General features: G+C 71.4%; 21 protein-coding genes. 6 read left to right on the top strand and 15 right to left on the bottom strand.

What is annotated here, in order from left to right; genetic code table 11:
• Positions 1-1,155: 1,155 nt before the first annotated feature.
• The 5 genes from AQI94_RS25040 to AQI94_RS25020 form a co-directional block, all read right to left on the bottom strand.
• Complete coding sequence (locus AQI94_RS25040) at positions 1,156-1,848, bottom strand: ABC transporter ATP-binding protein (protein WP_031040388.1); 693 nt, start codon at positions 1,846-1,848, stop codon at positions 1,156-1,158.
• 77 nt (positions 1,849-1,925) lie between these two features.
• Positions 1,926-3,092 (bottom strand): alginate lyase family protein, encoded by a 1,167-nt coding sequence (locus AQI94_RS25035; protein WP_031040385.1) that lies wholly within the window; start codon positions 3,090-3,092, stop codon positions 1,926-1,928.
• 167 nt (positions 3,093-3,259) lie between these two features.
• Positions 3,260-4,018: a DUF3710 domain-containing protein gene (locus AQI94_RS25030; RefSeq protein ID WP_031040382.1), complete on the bottom strand. Its 759-nt coding sequence runs from the start codon at positions 4,016-4,018 to the stop codon at positions 3,260-3,262.
• Between the two features lies 1 nt (position 4,019).
• Positions 4,020-4,571, bottom strand: coding sequence for a dUTP diphosphatase (gene dut, locus AQI94_RS25025; RefSeq protein WP_031040380.1), 552 nt, complete (start codon positions 4,569-4,571; stop codon positions 4,020-4,022).
• Positions 4,568-5,152 carry a PaaI family thioesterase gene (locus AQI94_RS25020; RefSeq protein ID WP_031040377.1) on the bottom strand — a complete coding sequence of 195 codons (585 nt, stop codon included), beginning with the start codon at positions 5,150-5,152 and terminating at the stop codon, positions 4,568-4,570. Before AQI94_RS25020 ends, dut begins: the two co-directional genes overlap by 4 nt.
• Before the next feature lie 113 nt (positions 5,153-5,265).
• On the opposite strand from AQI94_RS25020, the gene AQI94_RS25015 reads away from it, so the two are divergent.
• The gene (locus tag AQI94_RS25015) at positions 5,266-5,730 is read left to right on the top strand and encodes a DUF3093 domain-containing protein (RefSeq protein ID WP_031040375.1); all 465 of its coding nucleotides are present in this window, start codon (positions 5,266-5,268) and stop codon (positions 5,728-5,730) included.
• A 65-nt stretch (positions 5,731-5,795) separates the two neighbouring features.
• Here the strand turns inward: AQI94_RS25015 and AQI94_RS25010 are convergent, their stop codons facing one another.
• The 4 genes from AQI94_RS25010 to AQI94_RS24995 form a co-directional block, all read right to left on the bottom strand.
• A complete protein-coding gene (locus AQI94_RS25010) occupies positions 5,796-6,692 on the bottom strand; it encodes a hypothetical protein (protein WP_107064218.1) in 897 nt (298 codons plus the stop codon).
• Between the two features lie 13 nt (positions 6,693-6,705).
• Complete coding sequence (locus tag AQI94_RS25005) at positions 6,706-7,002, bottom strand: DUF4193 domain-containing protein (protein WP_005481602.1); 297 nt, start codon at positions 7,000-7,002, stop codon at positions 6,706-6,708.
• Positions 7,003-7,407: 405 nt separating this feature from the next.
• Positions 7,408-8,643, bottom strand: coding sequence for a sensor histidine kinase (locus AQI94_RS25000; protein ID WP_031040371.1), 1,236 nt, complete (start codon positions 8,641-8,643; stop codon positions 7,408-7,410).
• Positions 8,644-8,647: 4 nt separating this feature from the next.
• Positions 8,648-9,301: a response regulator transcription factor gene (locus AQI94_RS24995; protein WP_010983842.1), complete on the bottom strand. Its 654-nt coding sequence runs from the start codon at positions 9,299-9,301 to the stop codon at positions 8,648-8,650.
• A 413-nt stretch (positions 9,302-9,714) separates the two neighbouring features.
• Here AQI94_RS24995 and AQI94_RS45115 point away from each other — a divergent pair, with 413 nt between their 5' ends.
• Positions 9,715-9,879 (top strand): hypothetical protein, encoded by a 165-nt coding sequence (locus AQI94_RS45115; RefSeq protein WP_164784887.1) that lies wholly within the window; start codon positions 9,715-9,717, stop codon positions 9,877-9,879.
• 111 nt (positions 9,880-9,990) lie between these two features.
• Here AQI94_RS45115 and AQI94_RS24990 read toward each other — a convergent pair whose 3' ends face one another.
• Both AQI94_RS24990 and AQI94_RS24985 read right to left on the bottom strand, forming a co-directional pair.
• Positions 9,991-10,806 carry an inositol monophosphatase family protein gene (locus tag AQI94_RS24990; RefSeq protein WP_031040367.1) on the bottom strand — a complete coding sequence of 272 codons (816 nt, stop codon included), beginning with the start codon at positions 10,804-10,806 and terminating at the stop codon, positions 9,991-9,993.
• 8 nt (positions 10,807-10,814) lie between these two features.
• Positions 10,815-11,942, bottom strand: a complete 1,128-nt coding sequence (locus AQI94_RS24985; protein WP_031040366.1) for a ferrochelatase — start codon at positions 11,940-11,942, stop codon at positions 10,815-10,817.
• A gap of 168 nt (positions 11,943-12,110) precedes the next feature.
• Between AQI94_RS24985 and AQI94_RS24980 the strand changes: the two genes are divergently transcribed.
• The 3 genes from AQI94_RS24980 to sepH all read left to right on the top strand — a co-directional run bounded on the left by AQI94_RS24980 (position 12,111) and on the right by sepH (position 16,094).
• Entirely contained in the window at positions 12,111-13,349 is a 1,239-nt protein-coding gene (locus AQI94_RS24980; protein WP_031040363.1) for an MFS transporter, read from the top strand.
• The gene (locus AQI94_RS24975) at positions 13,309-14,628 is read left to right on the top strand and encodes a D-arabinono-1,4-lactone oxidase (RefSeq protein WP_031040361.1); all 1,320 of its coding nucleotides are present in this window, start codon (positions 13,309-13,311) and stop codon (positions 14,626-14,628) included. Before AQI94_RS24980 ends, AQI94_RS24975 begins: the two co-directional genes overlap by 41 nt.
• A 431-nt stretch (positions 14,629-15,059) precedes the next feature.
• The gene (gene sepH / locus AQI94_RS24970) at positions 15,060-16,094 is read left to right on the top strand and encodes a septation protein SepH (RefSeq protein ID WP_031040359.1); all 1,035 of its coding nucleotides are present in this window, start codon (positions 15,060-15,062) and stop codon (positions 16,092-16,094) included.
• Positions 16,095-16,159: 65 nt separating this feature from the next.
• Here the strand turns inward: sepH and AQI94_RS24965 are convergent, their stop codons facing one another.
• Positions 16,160-17,017 (bottom strand): sulfurtransferase, encoded by an 858-nt coding sequence (locus tag AQI94_RS24965; RefSeq protein ID WP_031040356.1) that lies wholly within the window; start codon positions 17,015-17,017, stop codon positions 16,160-16,162.
• Between the two features lie 295 nt (positions 17,018-17,312).
• Here AQI94_RS24965 and AQI94_RS24960 point away from each other — a divergent pair, with 295 nt between their 5' ends.
• Positions 17,313-18,104 carry a VOC family protein gene (locus AQI94_RS24960; RefSeq protein ID WP_031040353.1) on the top strand — a complete coding sequence of 264 codons (792 nt, stop codon included), beginning with the start codon at positions 17,313-17,315 and terminating at the stop codon, positions 18,102-18,104.
• Between the two features lie 18 nt (positions 18,105-18,122).
• Here AQI94_RS24960 and AQI94_RS24955 read toward each other — a convergent pair whose 3' ends face one another.
• The 3 genes from AQI94_RS24955 to AQI94_RS24945 are packed head-to-tail and all read right to left on the bottom strand — an operon-like array spanning position 18,123 to position 20,670.
• Entirely contained in the window at positions 18,123-18,782 is a 660-nt protein-coding gene (locus tag AQI94_RS24955; RefSeq protein WP_031040351.1) for a thymidine kinase, read from the bottom strand.
• 50 nt (positions 18,783-18,832) lie between these two features.
• Complete coding sequence (locus tag AQI94_RS24950) at positions 18,833-20,083, bottom strand: alkaline phosphatase family protein (protein WP_031040347.1); 1,251 nt, start codon at positions 20,081-20,083, stop codon at positions 18,833-18,835.
• Positions 20,083-20,670, bottom strand: a complete 588-nt coding sequence (locus AQI94_RS24945; RefSeq protein ID WP_031040346.1) for a DUF5998 family protein — start codon at positions 20,668-20,670, stop codon at positions 20,083-20,085. The genes AQI94_RS24950 and AQI94_RS24945 overlap by 1 nt, the downstream gene beginning before the upstream one ends.
• Between the last annotated feature and the right edge of the window lie 50 nt (positions 20,671-20,720).

The raw sequence follows: 20,720 nt of genomic DNA, 5'->3' as shown, positions 1-20,720 counted from the left end.
GCGGCCCGGTGCCCCCGAAACTTGGAAGCACGCGCCGATACGGCATCACGTCATGGCCAAGGGCCCTCAGGCACGGGCTTGCCACCCTGACACCCCGGACGACGGTCCGGCGACACGCCTGGCAGACCGCCCCGACGGCAATCCCGGACACAGGCTCGGTGGCCCCATCCGGCTCGGCGGCATCGGGACGGCACCCCGACGCACCCCGGGAAACCCAGCCCACGTCGTCACGGAAGCCGCCGGTACAGCCTCGGGCTCCTGGGCCTCACTGCAGCGGCCCGCGCAACGGACTCGACAACACCCGGGAAGCACGCGCCGATACGGCATCACGTCATGGCCAAGGGCCCTCCGGCACGAGCTTGCCGCCCTGACACCCCGGACGACGGTCCGGCGACACGCCTGGCAGACCGCCCCGTCCCCCACGGCACCGGGACCGCACTACGGCGCCCGGGCGCTGGCAAGACGCCAGGCTCGTCGGCACCGAGACCGCGGCCCGGCTCACCCCGGAAACTCCGCCCCGGCCGTCACGGAAGTCGCCGACACAGCCCCGGGTCCCTGGGCCTCATGGCAGCGGCCCGCGCAACGGACTCAACGGCCCCCGGAAGCACGCGCCGACACGGCATCACGTCATGGCCAAGGCCCTCCGGCACGAGCTTGCCGGCCTGACACCCCAGACGACGGTCCGGAGACACGCCTGGCAGACCGCCCCGACGGTAATCCCGGACACAGGCTCGGTAGCCCCATCCGGCTCGGCGGCATCGTGACCGCACCCCGACGCACCCCGGGAAACCCCGCCCACGTCGTCACGGAAGCCGCCGGCACAGCCTCAGGCCCCTGAGCCTCACGGCGGCCGCCCGGAAACGGCTCGACGGCACCCGGGACGTCATGGCCCAGGTCCCCAAGTCCCGTCGCCGGCGCCAGGCATTCCCCCGCCCCGGCCGTACAGCGAATGTCCAGGCGCCCCAGCCGCCTCCCCCACCGTCCCCGCTGACCCAGCACCCAGCACCCACCTGAGCCGCCCCGGACATACCGGAGCGCCCTCGGCTCACTCCCCCGCGGCCACGTACGTCGGCCCAAAGCGGCACCAAAGCTCGCTCGAACCCCTGCACGGGTCGAAGCCCCACAGGGACCCGCCACCCGACCCCAGGACTTCCCTCAGTGCCCCACGATCTCCCCGTCCCCCAGCTCCAGCACCCGGTCCGCCAAGTCCAGGAGGGTCGCGTCGTGGGTGGCCACCAGCGCGGTGACGTTCTCGCTGCGTACGACCGCTCGCAGCAGCTCCATCACCGCGTGGCCGGTCTCCGCGTCCAGTTGGCCGGTCGGCTCGTCGGCGACGAGGAGGGAGGGGTTGTTGGCGAGGGCGCGGGCGATGGCGACACGCTGCTGCTGGCCGCCGGAGAGCTCACCGGGCCGCTGCTTGGCGTGGTCCGCGAGGCCGACCAGGGCCAACAACAGCTCGACGCGCTCCTCACGCGCGCGTGCGTCCATCCGGCGCAGCCGCATCGGCACGCCGACGTTCTCGGCGGCGGTGAGGATCGGGATGAGCCCGAAGGACTGGAACACGAAGCCGATACGGTCCCGGCGCAGAGCCAGCAGCCCGTCCTCGTCGAGGCCCGCGATGTCGACCCCGTCGAGCTCCACCCGTCCCCGGTCGGGCCGGTCGAGCCCGCCGACGATGTTGAGCAATGTGGTCTTCCCGGAGCCCGAGCGTCCCTTGAGGGCGACCAGCTCACCGCGCGGCACCTCGAAGGAGACCCCGCGCAGCGCGTACACCGCGGCGGCGCCCTCACCGAACGACCTGTGGATGTCCTCGACCCGCACCATGGTCTCGGTGACCACCTGAGTCATGCGTCCTCCCCCGTGAAACCGTGAACCGTGGAACCGGGCGCCAGTATCACCGCCCGGCGCCCGGCCCTACAACGGTTTCAGCTCGGGTTGTCCCCGTGGGTGAGCGTCTCCCACGCCACGAAGAGGTTGTTGCTGCCGGCCGGACGGTTCCGCTCGGTCAGGGCCTGCGTGTTAGTCATGCCCATGCCAAGCCGATTGTGCAGCGCGTTGTACCCGACCTCGGTGACCGGCCCGAGCCCGAGCTTCAGCGACCCGCCGCACAGCCAGCTCGGCACGGCCGCCCCCAGCTCGTACTTGGCCTGGAAGCCCAGCGCCTGGCGCAGCCGCTCGCCCACGTCCGTGCCGTACAGGTCCTGTCCCTGGATCCGGCTCGTCTCGGCGACATGCGAGATCGCGGAGATGCCGTACCCGGTGTGCGTGAGGTCCCGGCAGGTCTCCTGGGTGAGTCCGGTGACGAAGGTGGACTGCCCCTGCCAGTAACCGACGATCTTGTCCCGGGTGTTGAGGTTCTGGCTCGGCACGGTCTTCGGGAGCTCGCCGTCGGAGTCGAGGTACACATAGGCCGCGGCACGGGTGCGGAACTTCGCCAGCGCCTTGTCGTACGACGTCTTGTCCTCCAGGAAGACGGAGATGCCGACGGCCGCCTCCATCATCGACAGCTCCCAGTTCCCGTTGGAGTTGGAGCCGTTGCTGGTCTCCGGCAGATAGACGGTGCGGAGCATGGTGGCGAAGCGCCCGGAGTTCGCCCACCCGCCGCTGTACGTGTACTTGATGATCTCGGCGGCCCTGGGCCACGAGGAGCCGGCCCAGCCGGTCTGGAGGGGCGCGTTGCTGTTGGTGTGGTCCGTGATCACCGCCGACCAGGCGTCCATGAGCTGGATGGCCTTCCTGGCGTAGCGCTCGTCCCGGGTGATGTACCAGGCGAGGGCGTCGGTGTAGGCGGCGATCGCGTCCTCGCGCTCGTCGGTGCAGCCGTAGTTGGGGTTCGAGTACGAGCCGCATTCGACGACCGCTCGCGGCTTGGGCGTGCGGTTCAGGTCGGCGTACTTGCTCGCCAGCATCTGGTCGAAGGCGCCCTTCCAGGGCTGGGCACCCGCGTTGACCTTGCTGCGGGTGAAGTCCAACTGCCCCTGGGAGACGGTGACTCCGGGATGGACGAAGGTGGCGGGCGCGGCGTCGGCGGGCACGGCGAGAGCACCGGCGGCGAGGGCCACGACAGCGGCCGGAAGAGCGGTTCTGCGCATACGTGGAGGGCCTTCCGTTCTCGTATATGAACGTGAAGCGCCTTTGTGAACAGGCGCGCTGAGCCGAGAAGGTAGGTACAGACCAATCCTGCGTCAAGGTCCCGCGCACGAGAACGCACGAAAAAGGGCCGCACCCCTGACGGGGTACGGCCCTCGACGTCGTACGACTACCGGACCTCGGTGATCTCCGGTCCGCGCTGCAGCTGGCCCATCCCGCCGGAGAAGCGGGAGCCCTCCTCCTGCTGCTGGACGCCCTCGGGGACCATCTGGGCGTCGTTCGGCAGCTTGAGGACGATCGGGTCGCGGGGTGCCATCGGGCCCTCGCCGCGGACCACGACCGTGTCCCGGAAGATCTGCTCCAGGAGTCCGGCCGCCTGCGGCTGCACCGCGCCCTGGCCGGAGATCACACCACGCAGGAACCAGCGCGGGCCGTCCACACCCACGAACCGCACGACCTGGAAGCCGCCCGTCCCGTCCGGCAGCTGCACCGGCACCTGGGCCCGCAGCTCCCAGCCCAGCGGACCCTCGACCTCGTCGATGATGCCGCCCTGCTGGGTGATGCCGGAGCCGATCTCCTCGCGCACCTCGCCCCAGATGCCCTCGCGCTTGGGAGCGGCGAAGGCCTGCAGCTGGATGGCGCTGTCGCGCAGCACGACGGTGGCCGCGACGATCGCGTCGCCCGCGACCTCGACCCGCAGCTCCATGCCGTCGACACCCGGTACGAACAGACCGCCCAGGTCCACGCGGCCCTCGGCGGGGTCGCGGACCTCGGTGTCGTCCCAGGGCCCGTCGGGGCGCGGCTCCGGCTCCAGCCTTACGCGCTCACGCTCCACGTCGTCCGCCTCAGTGTCGACGCTGTCGACGACCTGCTCGGCCTCGCCGGCCGCGTCCTCGGCGGCACCCTTCTTGTTGCGACGTCCGAACACGTCACTGTCCTTCCCGGTCGGATACGACCGATGCGTATCGATTCCCACCCGTTGTGCCGCCCGAAGCGGCCTCAGCGCTTGTATCGCCCCCGTCGCCCACGGCGGCGTGACCGCCGGTGGACCCGAAGCCCCCCTCGGCCCGCGCCGACTCGGGAAGCTCCGCGACCTCCTGGAAGCGGACCCTCTCGACCTGCTGGACGACGAGTTGGGCGATCCGGTCGAAACGCTCGAACCGCACCGACTCGTGCGGGTCGAGATTCACCACGATCACCTTGATCTCCCCACGGTACCCGGCATCAACCGTCCCCGGGGCATTCACGAGAGCGACACCGCAGCGGGCGGCGAGACCGGATCGTGGGTGCACGAAGGCCGCGTACCCCTCCGGAAGCGCCACAGACACCCCCGTGGGCAGCACGGCCCGCTCTCCCGGCTTCAGTTCACGACTCTCGGTGGTCCGCAGATCGGCTCCCGCGTCACCCGGGTGCGCGTACGACGGAAGCGGTACGTCGGGGTCGACGCGCCGGATCAGCACGTTCAGGGGGGTACGGCTCACGGGTTCACCTCGAAGGCACGGGCACGCCGGACCTGGTCCGGGTCGTCCATGGCGGCCCGGATCTCCTCCGGGCGGCCGTTGTCGATGAAGTGGTCGACCTTGACCTCGATGAACAGGGCGTCGGCGCGGACCGCGACCGGCCCCTCGGGCCCGCCGATCCGGCCGGTGGCGGTCGAGTAGATCTTCCGCCCCGCCACCGCCGTCACCTCGGCCTCCAGGTGCAGCACGGTGCCGACCTGCACGGGCCGCACGAAGTCGGTCTCCAGGCGTCCGGTCACGGCGATCGTGCGCAGCAGCCAGTTGAGCGAGCCCAGGGTCTCGTCGAGGGCGGTCGCGAGCACTCCGCCGTGCGCGAGGCCCGGAGCGCCCTGGTGGGCGGGGCGCACGGTGAACTCGGCGGTGACCGAGACCCCCTCGCCGGCCCGCGCCTCCAGGTGCAGTCCGTGGGGCTGCTCGCCGCCGCAGCCGAAGCACCGGCCGTAGTGCGCACCGAGCAGCTCACCGGGCGCGGGGGCGTCCGGGTGGCGCACAGGTCGCGTCGCGTCGGCGGGAGGCTGGAGAGCCGGGGAAGTACCACTCACAGGCGCAGACCTTACCCGCCCGCCCGTCACCCACCGCCACCCTGCCGGACGGCGCTTCGCGCCGGCTCCCCCTGACAGTGGAGGTATCAGGACCCCGTGCCAAGCTTGGTTTCATGCAGCCCTCCGCCGTCCCGTACGACGAACGCCTCACCGCCCCCCGCTCCTGGTGGCTCATCTCCTTCCTGGTCGGGGTCGCCTTCGCGCTGATCCTGCTTCCCTTCGGGACGCTTCCGCTGCTCGGCGGTCTGGTCGGCGGCACCGCCGCGGCGGCGGTCGTCGCCAGTTCCTACGGCTCGCTGCGCATCCGGATCGTGGGTGACTCGCTGATCGCGGGCGAGGCGAAGATCCCGGTGTCGGCGCTGGGCGAGGCGGAGATCCTGGACCCGGAGGAGGCCCGCGCCTGGCGGACCTACAAGGCCGACACCCGCGCCTTCCTGCTGTTGCGCGCCTACATTCCGAGGGCGCTGAAGGTCGAGGTCACCGATCCGCAGGACCCGACGCCGTATCTGTACCTGTCGACGCGCGAGCCGGAGCGGCTGGCCGAGGCGCTGAAGACGGCCCGCACGACCGCCGCCTAGAACGTTCGTGCAGGGCTTCACCCGACCGCGAGGACGGTGAGGCCCTGCCACTTCTCACGGAAGTCTTACTTCTCCAGTTCCAGCGGGTTCGCCGGCACCTCCAGGGCCGGCAGCGCGGGAAGATCGCCCCAGGGCACCTGGGTCCTGCGCAGGTCCTTGCGGATCCGTTCGGCGAGCTTTCTGGTGTCCCGGCGGTTCATGACGGCACCCACGGCCGCGCCGACCAGGAACGGCATGAGGTTCGGCAGGTCGCGGATCATCCGCTTCATGATCTGCTGCCGCAGCTGCTGCTTCATCTGGGTGTTGAGCGCACCGCTCACGGTCGACGGCTTCTTCACGTCGATCCCGCGCTCTCCTGACCAGGAGTTCAGATACGCGGTGCTGCGCTCCTTGAGGTTGCCGGGCGGCCGTGCGCCGTAGACCTCGTGGAGTTCGGCGATCAGCTTCAGCTCGATCGCGGCGACGCCGGTGATCTCGGCGGCCAGTTCGGTCGGCATCGCCGGCGGCACGGGAAGCATCGCCGCCGCACCGACCCCCGCTCCGACCGTCGCCGTGGCGCTCGCGGCTCCCGCGACGAGCTTGTCCGCGATCTCCTCCGGTCCGAGACCGGGGAACTGGCGGCGGAGGGTCGCGAGGTCCCGTACGGGGACACGCGGGGCTATCTCGATGATCCGGTCGGCCAGGTACGCCAGCCCCGCCCTGGCGCGGCTGCCGCCCTTGCGGACCCCTTCCCGGGTCCTTTCCCGGATCGCCGCCACCCGTCGTCTGGCGACGGGCGCGGGCGTCCTGGTCGAATCGGTCGGCGCCGGGTGGTCGGCCCGGTCGGCCACCGGTTCGAGCGAGGCTCCCGGGTCGAAAGAGCCCCGCTCGTCGTCACGCGCGCGGTGGGGGCCGTCGGACGGCCCCTGCCCCGCTCCCTGCCGGAGGGAGCGGCGCTTCCAAGGAGGGGTCGAGCCAGTCATGCCCGACCCGCCCTCAGTCGCAGTCGCGGCAGATCGGCTGGCCGTTCTTCTCCCGGGCCAGCTGGCTGCGGTGGTGCACCAGGAAGCAGCTCATGCAAGTGAACTCGTCCTGCTGCTTGGGCAGCACCCGGACGGCCAGCTCCTCGTTCGAGAGGTCCGCTCCGGGCAGTTCCAGGCCTTCGGCGGCCTCGAACTCGTCGACGTCCACTGCGGAGGTCGACTTGTCGTTCCTACGCGCCTTGAGCTCTTCAAGGCTGTCCGAGTCGACGTCGTCGTCGGTCTTGCGTGGGGTGTCGTAATCCGTTGCCATGTCGCTCTCCCCCTCTGGGTGTCTGCGGTGTCTCCAGCGCACGTAACGCGTGAGAGGCCGGACTTGTGCCCGACCCGAGGCGGAGATTTTGCCTCACATCAAGGTCTGTTACTCAATCGACACCCAACCGGACTCCTCTTGAGTGATCGGGTTGGATGGCGATCGGGACCGTACACGGTCCGAATCCCGCACTTCAAAGGCGTCTCACCGTGTACTTCCCGTGATCAGGACCCCTGAAAACCCGGAGTTTCCCGACTTTCCGACAGGGTGCATGATCACGGAGAGTTGATGGCGGGAAAATCTCCCTTGTGATCGATCACACATTCGGCAGTCCTCTCGCTGCCCAGAAAATTCCGCGCAAAGCGAACATCCCTGTGTATCGATCCCGGTGCGGGGGCCATGGTCTCAGACCGGAAGGGTGACTCGCATCACCAGTCCACCCCCTTCGCGTGGCTGAGCGGTGATGTGCCCGCCGTGCGCCCGTGCCACGGACCGCACGATGGACAGTCCGAGACCGACGCCCTTGTCGCTGCCGGTGCGGTCGGCGCCGCGCAGCCGCTTGAAGGGCTCGAAGAGATTGTCGACCTCGTACGCCGGCACGACCGGGCCCGTGTTGGAGACCGTGAGGACCGCGTGGCCGTGCTCGACCGCCGTGGTGACCTCGACCCAGCCGTCCTCCGGCACGTTGTAGCGCACGGCGTTCTGCACCAGGTTCAGGGCGACGCGCTCGAGCAGGACGCCGTTGCCCTGGACCATGGCCGACTTCTGTTCGCCGCGGATCGCCACGCCCTTGGCCGCCGCCTCACCGTGCACCTGGTCGACCGCCTGCTCGGCGACCTCGGCCAGGTCCACGGGCTTGCGCTCGACGATCTGGTTGTCGCTGCGGGCGAGCAGCAGCAGGCCCTCCACGAGCTGTTCACTGCGTTCGTTGGTGGCCAGCAGCGTCTTGCCCAGCTGCTGGAGCTCCACCGGGGCACCCGGGTCGGACAGGTGCACCTCCAGAAGCGTGCGGTTGATCGCCAGCGGTGTCCGCAGTTCGTGCGAGGCGTTGCCGACGAAGCGCTGCTGGGCCGTGAAGGCCCGCTCCAGGCGCTCCAGCATGTCGTCGAAGGTGTCGGCCAGTTCCTTGAGCTCGTCGTCCGGGCCGTCCAGCTCGATACGGCGGGAGAGGTCGGAGCCGGCCACCGCGCGCGCGGTGCGCAGGATCCGGCCGAGCGGCGACAGGACGCGGCCGGCCATCGCGTAGCCGAAGGCAAAGGCGATGATCGCGAGGCCGAGCAGGGCCAGCAGCGAGCGGCTGAGGAGGTTGTCCAGGGCGTGCTGGCGCTGGTCGTTGACGCAGCTGTCCATCGCCTTGTTCATGACGTCGGCCGGGACGTCCGTGGGCAGGTTGCAGACGTCGCTGGCGACCCTGCCCGTGGTGATCTTGAAGGGGAGCTCGCTGCCGACGTTCAGCGCCTGGGCGGCGACCAGGTAGATGATCGACAGCAGCAGGATGCCCGCGATCAGGAACATGCCGCCGTACAACAGCGTGAGCCTTATGCGGATGGTCGGGCGCAGCCACGGCAGCGGCGGCGCCGGCCTCCTGGGGTCCCAGGTGGGCTTCGGGGGCGCCTGGGGCGGCGCGGGAGTCGAGGCCACGGGATCAGATCCGGTAGCCCGAGCCGGGGACCGTGACGATGACCGGGGGTTCGCCCAGCTTGCGGCGCAGGGTCATGACGGTCACCCGCACGACGTTGGTGAAGGGGTCGGTGTTCTCGTCCCAGGCCTTCTCCAGGAGCTGCTCCGCGGAGACGACGGCGCCCTCGGAGCGCAGCAGCACCTCCAGGACGGCGAACTCCTTCGGAGCGAGCTGGACCTCCTTGCCGTCGCGGAACACCTCGCGGCGGTTGGGGTCGAGCTTGATCCCGGCGCGCTCCAGGACCGGCGGCAGCGGCACACTGGTGCGCCGGCCGAGCGCACGCACGCGTGCCGTCAGCTCACTGAACGCGAAGGGCTTGGGCAGATAGTCGTCGGCGCCGATCTCCAGGCCCTCGACGCGGTCGCTGACGTCACCGGAGGCCGTGAGCATCAGCACGCGCGTGGGCATGCCGAGTTCGACGATCTTGCGGCAGACGTCGTCCCCGTGGACCAGGGGGAGGTCACGGTCGAGGACGACCACGTCGTAGTCGTTGACGCCGATGCGCTCCAGGGCGGCCGCGCCGTCGTACACGACGTCGACGGCCATGGCCTCCCGGCGCAGTCCGGTGGCCACCGCATCGGCGAGCAGCTGCTCGTCCTCGACGACGAGTACGCGCACGTCGCTTGTCCTTCCTGTGTCCACCCGCGTAGCGCGCTTCGGGAACGCGCGGGCAGGGGGTCGGGTGAGTGTTGGCTCCATCCTGCCCTTTTCGGCCATAAGTCGGCTGTAAGGCGGGTGAGGGGCACCTGAAAGACGGGTGTGAGAGCGGGAATGCGGGATTTTCTCGCGCGGTTGAGGTTTCCGTCGGAGGGAGCGGGGGGAGGACGGCTTTACACCCCGCGATCACGCTCTGCATGTGCCGTACCACCATGCGGCACGGCACTGTCCGCTTCCGCAGAGCGGGCGTGGGTGTCCGGCACCGTCGCCGCCCGGCCTGGGCAGCGCTGGGCACCCGCACAAGACGTGATCGCCCCTTCCGAACGGCACACCCCCGTGCCACCGACCCACGACCCAGGACGAGGGGGCGCAGCATGGACGCATTCACCGCAGGACTTCTGCAGCGGATAAGGGCGACCGAGACCGACCTGACGCGGGCCCGCGACGAGGGCGACGACTTCCTCGTCGAGGTGGAGCAGGGCGAGCTCGACGACCTGCGCCGCCTCGCGGCCGAACACGGTGTGGAGGTCAGCGCCTAGCGTCTGATCGGCTTCGCGGCACTGCAGCGGGCCCCCGGCGAATCCAGCGCCGGGGGCCCGCTGCGTCGCTCCACGCCCCTGTTCACCTCGTGTTCGCCCGCAGTCGGCCGGTCAGTCGTGCCAGGCGCCGAAGTCCTCCAGGAGCTGCTGAAGGGGCTCGAAGACGCCCGGGGTGCCGGCCACGGTGAGGGCGGGGTTCGGGCGCTCTCCGGGGCGGCCACCGGTCAGGGCGCCCGCTTCTCGGGCGATGAGGTCGCCCGCCCCGTAGTCCCAGGCGTTCAGGCCCCGCTCGTAGTAGCCGTCCAGGCGGCCCGCGGCCAGGTCGCACAGGTCGACGGCCGCCGATCCGCCGCGGCGGATGTCGCGCAGGCGGGGGATCAGTCTGGCGGCGACCTCGGCCTGGTGGGTGCGGACCTCGGTGACGTAGTTGAAGCCGGTCGACACCAGGGCCTGCTCCAGGGGCGGCGCCGGGCGGCAGGTCAGCCTGCGCTCGCCCTCCCATGCGCCGGTGGCCCGGGCGCCCTCGCCGCGGACCGCGTGGTACGTCTCGCCGCGCATCGGTGCCGCGACGACCCCGACGACGGTTTCGCCGTCCTGCTCGGCGGCGATGGAGACGGACCAAGTCGGCAGCCCGTAAAGGTAGTTGACCGTGCCGTCGAGCGGGTCGATGACCCAGCGGACGCCGCTGGTGCCCTCGGTGGCGGCACCCTCCTCGCCGAGGAAGCCGTCGTCCGGGCGGTGCTCGGAGATCAGGTCGGTGATCAGCTTCTCGGCCGCGATGTCCATCTCGGTCACCACGTCGATGGGGCTGGACTTGGTCTTGGCGACCGCGAGGTCGGCCGGACGGCCGTCGCGCAGCAGGGTACCGGCGCGGTGGGCGGCCTCCTGGGCCAGCCGCAGCAGTTCCGCGTGCAGGGGGTCGGTCACGGGGCTCCTCACGCGTACGGGCTGTCGACGCCCGCGGCGGCGGGCTTGGGGGCGCGGGCCGGGCAGCAGCCGACCGGGCAGACGTCGTGGGCGGCCCCGAGCGCGCCGAGGGCGCAGGGCGTGACCTGCTGTCCGCGCTCCACCGCGGCCCGCTCCAGGACCAGGTCGCGGACGGCGGCGGCGAAGCGGGGATCGTCGCCGACGGTCGCCGAGCGGCGCATCGGCAGGCCGAGCTCCGCCGCCTTGGCCTTCGCCTCGGTGTCGAGGTCGTAGAGGACCTCCATGTGATCGGAGACGAAGCCGATGGGGGCGATCACGACCGCCGGGACGCCGGACCCGTGGCGCTCCTCCAGGTGGTCGCAGATGTCGGGCTCCAGCCACGGGATGTGCGGGGCGCCGGAGCGCGACTGGTAGACGAGCTGCCAGGGGTGGTCGACGCCGGTGCGCTCCCGGACGGCGTCGGCGATCAGCCGGGAGACCTCCAGGTGCTGCGCGACGTACGCGCCGCCCTCCCCGTGGCCCTCGACCGGCCCGGAGGTGTCCGCGGACGCGGTCGGGATCGAGTGGGTCGAGAAGGCGATGTGGGCGCCGTCGCGGACCTCTTCGGGGAGCTCGGCGAGGGACGCGAGCACCCCGTCGATCATGGGCTCCAGGAAGCCGGGGTGGTTGAAGTAGTGCCGCAGCTTGTCGATCCTCGGCACCTCCAGGCCCTCCGCCTCCAGCGCGGCCAGCGACTCGGCGAGGTTCTCGCGGTACTGGCGGCAGCCCGAGTAGGAGGCGTAGGCGCTGGTGGCCAGGACCAGGATGCGGCGGTGGCCGTCGGCGACCATCTCGCGCAGGGTGTCCGTGAGGTAGGGCGCCCAGTTGCGGTTGCCCCAGTAGATCGGCAGGCCCAGGCCGTGGTCCGCGAAGTCCTTGCGCAGGGCGTCCAGCAGGGCGCGGTTCTGGTCGTTGATGGGGCTGACCCCGCCGAACAGGAAGTAGTGCTGACCGACTTCCTTCAGGCGTTCCTTGGGGATGCCACGCCCGCGCGTCACGTTCTCCAGGAACGGGACCACGTCGTCCGGGCCCTCGGGGCCTCCGAACGAGAGCAGGAGCAGGGCGTCGTAGGGGGTGGCGTCGAGCGCGTCTCGCATGGGTCGATCCTGTCATCCGGTACTGACAGCCGGGAAACGGCGGGGTGGCCGGCCGGGTTCCCGCCGGTCCCGCCGGGTACGTCGGGGCCCCTCACCCGTAAGCTGTATGAGGCGCATTCGTGCCTTACCGCCACCCGAGCCGCTGCTCACCGGCCGACCGGAGACCCTGTGCCCAGCCCTTACCGCGCCCTGTTCGCCGCCCCCGGCTCCAAGGGTTTCTCCGCCGCGGGTTTCGTCGGCCGGATGCCGCTGTCGATGATGGGCATCGGCGTGGTCACGATGATCTCGCAGCTCACCGGCAGGTACGGCCTGGCGGGCTCGCTGTCGGCCACCATCGCGCTGGCCGCCGCGGTGATCGGCCCGCAGGTCTCCCGGCTGGTGGACCGGCACGGCCAGCGGCGGGTGCTGCGCCCGGCGACGCTGGTCGCCCTGGTGGCGTCCGCCGGGATGCTGCTGGCCGCGCACTTCGGCTGGCCGGACTGGGTGCTGTTCGTGTGCGCCGTCGGCATCGGCGCGGTGCCGAGCCTCGGCGCGATGATCCGCGCGCGGTGGGCGGCCCTGTACCGCGACACCCCGCAGCTGCACACCGCGTACTCCTTCGAGTCGGTGATCGACGAGGTCTGCTTCATCTTCGGGCCGATCATCTCCATCGGGCTGTCCACCGCCTGGTTCCCGGAGGCGGGTCCGCTGCTCGCCGCCTGCTTCCTGGCGGTCGGCGTGTTCTGGCTGACCACGCAGCGGGCCACCGAGCCGGCCCCGCACCCGCGCGAGCAGGACGGCGGCCGTACGGCACTGCGCGCGCCGGGCCTGCAGGTCCTGGTGGCCACCTTCGTGGCGACCGGGGCGATCTTCGGGGCGGTGGACGTGGTCACCGTGGCCTTCGCCGACGAGCAGGGCCACAAGGGCGCCGCCAGCCTCGTGCTCGCCCTCTACGCCGCGGGGTCCTGCGTGGCGGGCCTGGTGTTCGGGCTGTTGCACTTCGGGGGACGGCCCGAACGTCGCTGGCTGCTGGGCATATGCGCGATGGCCGTGAGTATGATCCCCCTCCTACTGGTCGGAAACTTGCCGTTTCTGGCCGTGGCGCTGTTCGTAGCGGGCCTGTCCATCGCTCCCACGATGATCACGACGATGTCCCTGATCGAACAGCACGTACCACGCGCGCAACTGACCGAGGGCATGACCTGGATCAGCACCGGACTCGCGGTGGGGGTCGCGCTCGGCTCCTCCGTGGCCGGCTGGGTGATCGACGCGGCCGGTGCGCGTGCCGGGTACGGGGTTCCGGCGGTGTCCGGGGCCGTCGCGGTCGCGGTCGGTTTCCTGGGGTACCGCCGGCTCAAGAGGCCGGATCCACGTCGGGGAGGCAGCGTTGAGCACGGCAGCGAGCGCGAAGAACGGCACGTGGCGTAACTGGGGCGGCAATGTCGCCGCGCGTCCCGCGCGGGAGGTCACGCCTGCCTCGGTCGACGAGCTGGCCGTCGCCGTGCGGAAGGCCGCCGAGGACGGTCTCAAGGTGAAGGCCGTCGGCACCGGCCACTCCTTCACGTCGATCGCCGCGACCGACGGTGTGTTGATCCGCCCTCAACTGTTGACCGGCATCCGCGACATCGACCGGGACGCCATGACCGTCACGGTGGAGGCCGGCACACCGCTCAAGAGGCTCAATGTGGCTCTCGCGCGTGAGGGCCTGTCGCTCACCAACATGGGCGACATCATGGAGCAGACGGTCTCGGGAGCCACCAGCACCGGCACCCACGGCACGGGCCGCGAGTCGGGCTCGATCGCCGCCCAGATCAAGGGCCTTGAGCTGGTCACGGCCGACGGCTCGGTGCTCTCCTGCTCCGAGAAGGAGAACCCCGAGGTCTTCGCGGCCGCCCGGATCGGCCTGGGCGCGCTCGGCGTCGTCACCGCGCTCACCTTCGCCGTCGAGCCGATCTTCCTGCTCACGGCCCGCGAGGAGCCCATGAGCTTCGACAAGGTCACCAGCGCCTTCGACGAGCTCTGGGCCGAGAACGAGCACTTCGAGTTCTACTGGTTCCCGCACACCGGCAGCACCAACACCAAGCGCAACAACCGCAGCGCGGGCCCGGAGAAGCCGGTGCCGCAGATCCAGGGCTGGATCGAGGACGAGTTCCTCTCCAACGGCGTCTTCCAGGTGGCCCAGTGGGTGGGCCGCGCGGCGCCGGGCACGATCCCCTCGATCGCGCGGATCTCCAGCAAGGCGCTGTCGGCGCGGACCTACACCGACATCCCGTACAAGGTCTTCACCTCGCCCCGCCGGGTGCGGTTCGTGGAGATGGAGTACGCCGTCCCGCGCGAGGCCGTGGTCGAGACACTGCGCGAGCTGAGGACGATGGTCGAGCGCTCGGGGCTGAAGGTCAGCTTCCCCGTGGAGGTGCGCACCGCGCCCGCCGACGACATCACGCTGTCCACCGCCTCGGGCCGGGACAGCGCGTACATCGCCGTCCACATGGTCAAGGGGACGCCGTACCAGGCGTACTTCACGGCCGCGGAACGGATCTTCACGGCGCACGAGGGGCGCCCGCACTGGGGCAAGCTGCACACGCGCGACGCCGAGTACTTCGCCGGCGTCTACCCGCGCTTCGGCGAGTTCACCGCGCTCCGGGACCGCCTCGACCCCGACCGGCGCTTCCAGAACGACTACTTGCGCAGGGTGTTGGGCGCATAGGGGGACGGTTGCCGGACGTACGTCCGAAGCCAATAGTTCCGTTTCTGGTGATTCCGTGAACTACACCACGTCCAAGATCGCGGAAACCGCTCAACGAGCGGCCGGACAGCGATTCTTGAACGAAGTTGAGTGGCGCGCCAATCCACGCACGTGGCCCAAATGGAGTACTGTTGCGAGCCCTGGGTCCGGTCTCCCGCCAGGGCGTCCGTGGCCTTCAAGGGCGGCCGGGAGGGGGCTAGTTGCACAGGGTGACGGAGTTGGTCACTTAGCGTTGCGAATAGGTAACCGTGCCATAACGGCGATCCAGGGCCCGTGCCCGACACGCCGGGCAACTCGGCAAGGTTGTGGCAGGCTGCACCCGGGCAGGCCACACTCGACTAGCGGAAGCAGCGACGCACGTGACGTCGGCAGGCACCACCCGGGAGGTCCCCATGCCCGAACTGCGTGTCGTGGCCGTCTCCAATGACGGCACACGGCTGGTGCTGAAGGCTGCCGACTCAACGGAGTACACGCTTCCGATCGACGAGCGGCTGCGCGCAGCGGTGCGCGGCGACCGTCCCCGCCTCGGTCAGATCGAGATCGAGGTCGAAAGCCATCTCCGTCCCCGCGACATCCAGGCGCGTATACGCGCCGGTGCCACCGCGGAAGAGGTAGCCCAGCTCGCAGGTATCCCCGTAGACCGTGTACGGCGCTTCGAGGGCCCCGTGCTCGCCGAGCGCGCCTTCATGGCCGAACGAGCCCGCAAGACCCCGGTCCGCCGGCCCGGCGAGAACGCGGGGCCGCAGCTCGGCGAGGCCGTGCAGGAGCGGCTGTTGCTGCGCGGCGCCGAGAAGGACACCGTCCAGTGGGACTCCTGGCGCCGCGACGACGGCACCTGGGAGGTTCTGCTGGTCTACTGCGTCGCGGGCGAACCGCACTCGGCGAGCTGGACCTACGACCCGCCCCGGCGGCTCGTCCAGGCCGTCGACGAGGAGGCCCGCTCGCTGATCGGCGAGTCCGAGGACCTCGGCGCGCCGGAGCCCAGCTTCCCGTTCGTGCCGCGGATCGCACGGCTGCCGCGCGACCGTCCGCTGGACCGCGCCCTCGACCGGCCGAGCCTGCCCCCGGCCGAGCCCGTCGAGGAGACGGTCGCCGAACGGGACTCGCTGACCAGCCTGTTGGAGGCCGTACCGAGCTTCCGGGGCGACATGGTCGTACCGGAGCGGCCCTCCGAGACGGCGAGCATCGAGGAACCGCCTGCCCTCGAGGAGGAGCCCGAGGTGGAGGAGCCGCCCGCTCCCGCCGCCTCGGCCGGTTCCGCCTACGCGGACGTCCTCATGCCGCGTTCGGTGGCCAGCCACCGCGACCGCCTCATCGGCGCGACCGACCGCCAGGCCGAGGCCGACGGCGTCCGCCCGGGCCGCAGAGCGGCGGTCCCGAGCTGGGACGAGATCGTGTTCGGCACGCGCAGGAAGAAGCAGGAGTAGTCCGTCGTACGAGGATCAGGGCCGCGCTCGTCGAGTGCGGCCCTTTTCCGTCGTACGGCCCGGGGCTACTGGGGATCCGGGCCCACGGCGACCGGTCGCTCCGGGTCCGAGGACCACTCCGACCAGGAGCCGACGTACAGCGCCGCCGGGATGCCCGCGACCGCCAGGGCCAGGACCTCGTGGGCGCCGGAGACGCCCGAGCCGCAGTAGACACCGACCTCGGTGTCCTCGGTGGCTCCGAGGGCCTTGAAGCGGGCGTTCAGCTCCTCCGGGGGCAGGAAGCGGCCGTCCGGGCCGACATTGTCCGTGGTGGGCGCGGAGCGGGCGCCCGGGATGTGGCCGCCGACGCGGTCGATCGGCTCCACCTCACCGCGGTACCGCTCCCCCGCGCGCGCGTCCAGCAGCACTCCCGCACGGGCCAGCGCCGCGGCCGCGTCGGCGTCGAGCAGACCGGCCGCCGCGGGCACCGGCTCGAAGTCGCCCTCGGACGGTGCCGGACCCGGCACGGAGGACTGCAGCGGCCCCCGCCAGGCCGTCAACCCGCCGTCTAGGACTCGCACGTCCGGGTGACCTGTCCAGCGCAGCAGCCACCACGCGCGGGCGGCCGCCCAGCCCTGTCCGCCGTCGTAGACGACCACCGGCGTCCCCGAGGAGACGCCCGCACGGCGCATCGCGGCGCCGAACTCCGCGAGGTCGGGCAGCGGGTGCCGCCCAGCGCCGCCGGCCGGTCCGGCCAACTCCCGGTCCAGGTCGACGTAGTGCGCGCCCGGGATGTGCCCGGCCGCGTACTCGGCCCGGCCGTCGAAGGGCGGGGCACCGGCCGCCTTGGCCACGCTCAGCTGCCAGCGGACGTCGAGCAGGACGGGCGGGTTCGGGCCGGCCAGGTCGCTCGCGAGTTCGGATGCGGAGATGATGGCGTTCATGGCCACCATCCTCGCGCACGGGGTGGCCGCGTCGTCCAGGTCCGGCTACTCTGCTCCGCCGGACAGGCCCGGTCACCAGGCGTACGGGAACGGGCACATGCTGTACCGCCGATCGACATCCGTCGGCCATCGCGGGGCACGGGTCGGACAGCCGCGCGATCGCACCTCCCGGCACGGGAGGCCGTGCGGCGGCGCGCCCGGAGCGTGCCGTGCCGCGGGTGGTGCGAGCATCGGCACGGAGGTCCGGACAGCGGACACGAGACGGCCACCACGAGGGGCCGGGGAGAGAGTGACGATGACCGAGGCAAGGGGGTCGGCCGCCCCGCCCTCTCGGCACACGCCCGGTACGCCCTGCTGGGTGAGCCTGATGGTGCACGGGCCGGCCGCGACCCAGGAGTTCTACGGATCGCTGTTCGGCTGGGAGTTCGCGCCGGGCCCGCAGCAGCTCGGGCCCTATGTCCGGGCCCTGCTGGGCGGCCAGGAGGTCGCCGGGATCGGACAGCTGCCGCCCGACCGCCAGCTTCCGGTCGCCTGGACGCCGTACCTCGCCTCGGACGACATCGACCTGACGGCGGAGTCGGTACGGCTGTGCGGCGGGACGGTGGGGGTGGGACCGCTGGACGCCGGGGACGCCGGGCGGCTGGTCATCGGCTCGGACCCGTCCGGCGCCGTCTTCGGCGTGTGGCAGGCGGCGGCCCACCTGGGCACCTCCGTGGCGGGCGTACCGGGCACTCCCGCCTGGCACGAGCTGCTCACCGTCGAGACGGTGAGCGTCGCCAAGTTCTACGAGACGGTGTTCGGTTGCGAGGGTGAGCCGGTGGGCTCCGCCGGCCTCGACTACGTCACTCTCCACGCCGGCGGCCGTCCCGTGGCCGGTCTTCACGGCGTCGGCCACGCACTCCCCCGCGACCGCGGGCCGCACTGGATGACGTACTTCGAGGTGGCCGACGTGACCGCTTCCGCCCGCCTCGTCACCGACCTGGGCGGCCATGTGCTGCGCCCGCCGCACGACAGCGCGCACGGCCGTGTGGCGACGGTGGCGGATCCGGAGGGGGCGCGGTTCTCGTTGATCGAGAACCCGCACTGAGGCCCTGCCGGCCTCGGGTCAGAAGCGCGCCCCGGCCGACGGGACCGGCAGCACGTCCGGTGACAGCGCGGCCGCGCGTGCCGTGCCCGCGGTCATACGGCGACGGTGGTGGCGGCGGCACAGGACCTCGTAGCCGATGTCCTCGGCCTGGTTGACGTCGCCGACGACCACCTGGGCACCCTCGACGACCATCTCGCCGCCCACCGTGCGGGCGTTGTGGGTGGCCCGGGCTCCGCACCAGCACAGGGCCTCCACCTGGAGGACCTCGACGCGGTCGGCCAGTTCCACCAGGCGCTGGGAGCCGGGGAACAGCTTGGAGCGGAAGTCGGTGGTGATGCCGAAGGCGTAGACGTCGAGGTCCAGGTCGTCGACCACGCGGGCGAGTTGGTCGATCTGCTCCGGCGCGAGGAACTGCGCCTCGTCCGCGATCACGTAGTCCGCGCGGCCGCCCTGCGACAGGTGGTCCACGAGGTAGGCGTACAGGTCCTGGCCGTCCTCGACCTCGACCGCGTCGGTGACCAGGCCGAGGCGCGAGGACAGCTTGCCCTCGCCGGCCCGGTCGTCCCGGGTGAAGATGATGCCCGTCAGGCCACGCGCCGAACGGTTGTGCTCGATCTGGAGAGCCAGCGTGGACTTCCCGCAGTCCATGGTTCCGGAGAAGAACACCAGCTCGGGCATGGGTGGTCGAGCACCTTTCGATTTCTGCGGCGGACAGGGCCGGATCGGCTTCAGGAGCGTACTTCGAGCAGCGGGACGAGCTGCTCGGCGGGGGTCATCGAACCGTGGTTGCCGACCATCGCCGACTCCTTGGGCTCCCGCTCGGAGGCGATGAGGAGCACGTCGTCGCGGGCCGCGGCGACCACGTCCCCGATCCGCTCGTACACCCGCTCGTCGAACTGGTCCGGCGGCCCGAACCAGCCCGCCGCGATGGCCTCGTCCCGGGAGGCGACCCAGAACTGCTCGCCGAGAACCTCGCGCCAGCAGGTCAGCACATCGCCCGCGGCACCGGGTACCGCGTAGACGTGGCGGGCCCGGCCCTCGCCGCCGAGCAGGGCGACCCCGGCGCGCAGTTCCCAGTCCTCGTCGAAGTCGATGCGGTGCTGCTCGTCGAAGGGGATGTCGACCATGCCGTGGTCGGCGGTGACGTACAGCGCGCTGTGCGGCGGCAGTTGCTCGGCCAGGCGCTGGACCAGACGGTCGACGTACATCAACTGGCCGCGCCAGGTGTCGGAGTCGACGCCGAAGCGGTGTCCCGCGCCGTCGACCTCGGCGTAGTACGTGTAGACCAGCGAGCGGTCGGCTGCGGCGAGTTGCTCGGCCGCGAGGTCCATGCGCTCCTCGCCGGACAGCCGCCCGTGGAACGTCCCGCCGCTGAGCGCGACCTTGGTCAGCGGGGTGTTCTGGAAGGTGGGCGAGGAGACCTGGGCGGCGTGCACCCCGGCCCGGTCGGCGAGTTGGAAGACGGTGGGGTACGGCTGCCAGACCTGCGGCTTGGTCCACGGCTGCCAGCGCAGCTGGTTCATCAGCTCGCCGGTGGCCGGGTTGCGCACGGTGTAGCCCGGCAGGCCGTGGGCGCCGGGCGGCCGGCCGGTGCCGACGGAGGCGAGGGAGGTCGCGGTGGTCGCCGGGTAGCCGGTGGTCAGGGGGCGGCCGGTGCCGCCGCGCGAGCCGGCCAGCAGGGAGGTCATGAAGGGCGCCTCGTCCGGGTGCGCCTTCAGCTGCTCCCAGCCGAGACCGTCGATCAGGAACACGCAGTTCCGGTCGGCGGGGGTGAGCTCGGTGATCGTGGCGGTGGTGCCCGGTACGGCCATGCCGGCGGCCAGGGTGGGCAGCAGGTCGGAGAGGGAGCCGCTGCCGTACTCGGGGACGGGGGCGGTGTCGAGGGCGAGGGGTTCCGGGTGGTCCCAGGCTGCGGAACCAGCGGGGGTGGACGCGGAGCGTCCTCGATCATGGGCGGCGGAGAAGGACGCGTGGGCCATCAGTGGGGGAGGTCCGCGGTCGCCTCGGAGATGGACTGCGCGAAGGCGAGGGCCTGGCGCACGGTGTCCGGGCCGTCCCCGGCCTCGCTGACCCGCAGGCTGAGGTCGTCCGCCGTGGAGTTGCCGGTGTAGCCGTGGTCCGCCTCGCAGTTGGGGTCGCCGCAGGCGGCGGGCTCCAGGTCGATGCGGGAGACGGCTCCCCAGCCGATGGTCAGCACGACCTCGCGGGGCAGGGTGCCCGGCTGGTACTGCTCCGGGTTCGCGACGACCCGGCTGACCACGACCGACGAGATCCGGCCAAGCTTCACGGACTCCGTGGAGGTGGTGGCGTACGGCGTCGGGGACGTGGTGTCCGCGGCCTGTTCGTCGGTGTGGCTCACGATGAAGCGGTTGCCGGTGAGAACGAGCACGGTCACGTGCCGCCGCACCTCGTTCTGGTCGAACGTCGTCTCCTGGTGGACCAGGTACGACCGGATGGGCTCGCCGCCCACAGCGGCCTCCACCGCCTCGGCCACGAGGGCCGGGTAGTAGCCGCTGCGCTCGATCGCCGCACGCAGCCCCTGGGTCGTCGTACTGGTCTTGGCCATGACGTCCATCCTACGGTGGCGCGCTGGCTGCGAGGCACCGCTCGCCGCCG

Origin of the sequence: Streptomyces pseudovenezuelae (genome assembly GCF_001513955.1) — a bacterium.
Lineage (GTDB): Bacteria > Actinomycetota > Actinomycetes > Streptomycetales > Streptomycetaceae > Streptomyces > Streptomyces pseudovenezuelae.
The sequence above is the reverse complement of the archived record's forward strand: the minus strand, read 5'-3'. Positions and strand labels throughout refer to the sequence as shown.